The organism is Vibrio sp. 779(2023) (assembly GCF_033344285.1).
GTDB classification, from domain to species: Bacteria; Pseudomonadota; Gammaproteobacteria; order Enterobacterales; family Vibrionaceae; genus Vibrio; species Vibrio alginolyticus.
This window is the reverse complement of the sequence record NZ_JAWPOM010000256.1, coordinates 1-1,006: the sequence shown is the minus strand read 5'-3', so window position 1 is coordinate 1,006 and position 1,006 is coordinate 1. Positions and strand designations below refer to the sequence as shown.

General features: G+C 50.9%; 1 protein-coding gene. It reads left to right on the top strand.

All coding sequences use genetic code 11. The annotated features are described in order from the left end of the window. Positions 1-1,006: helicase-related protein (locus R8O70_RS26450; protein ID WP_318184618.1), on the top strand; the 1,006-nt coding region annotated here is incomplete at both ends.

The window sequence follows — 1,006 nt, the reverse complement described above, 5'->3', positions numbered from 1 at the left end:
TCTGCCCAATAAAAAAGGGTGTGAAAATGACGTGGTGAAAACAGTAAAAGAAGCCCTTGAAGATGAGGAAGGCGATATCTTGGTGTTTTTACCGGGTCGAAAAGAGATCACTCAGTGCGCGCAGATGTTACAGCACTTGGATGATGTGCTGGTGGTGAAGCTTCATGCCTCGGTCAGTGATGAAGAGCGACATCGAGCTTTAACTGTTCAAGCGCAGCGCAAAGTGGTGCTGGCAACCAATGTCGCGGAAACGTCGCTTACCATTCCTAACATCCGCGTTGTGATTGATAGCGGTTTGGAGCGAAGAACGGTTCAGCGCAACGGACGTACTGCTCTCACATTAACCAACATTTCAAAAGCCAGTGCAGCACAGCGAATGGGGCGTGCTGGGCGCGTAGCAGAAGGCACTTGTATCCGTTTATTTGGCGAACATGCTCCATTAGAGTTGGTCACGCCACCGGAGTTGCATCGTGAAGAGCTGGTAGAGCCCATGCTTGCGGCGGCGTGTTGTGGCTATCGTTTATCTGAGCTGCACTTTCTTGATGCGGTTCCAGAAAAGTCATTGAACGCAGCTCTTCTGTGTTTGCAAGCGATGGGTGCATTAGACGACAACGGTGACGTAACAGAGCACGGCAAAAAAGTTTATCCACTGCCAATTGACGCGTTATTCGCCGATCTGGTGACTCGCATTCCGACCAAAGCCGAAAAAGAAGCCATGATCGATTTAGCGGCAGCGCTCTCCGTGCCTGCACAGCTGTATCAACTGCAAAGGGGAGAGGCAGCAGAGGCACTAGAGCGAGAAGAACCTTTGGGGTGTGACGCGTCGCTAATGATTCGGTTGGTGCGTGGAGAACAGCTTCCTGCTGTGATTGTTGATGCCAGTGTGTTGGAAGAAGCGCAAGGCTTAGCAAAGCAGATGCGGGACGTATTTGAATTGCCTCAATTGGAAGTGGCTTCGCGTTATCGACGAGATCAACTGACTCAAGCGATAGCGGTTTTGCATCCT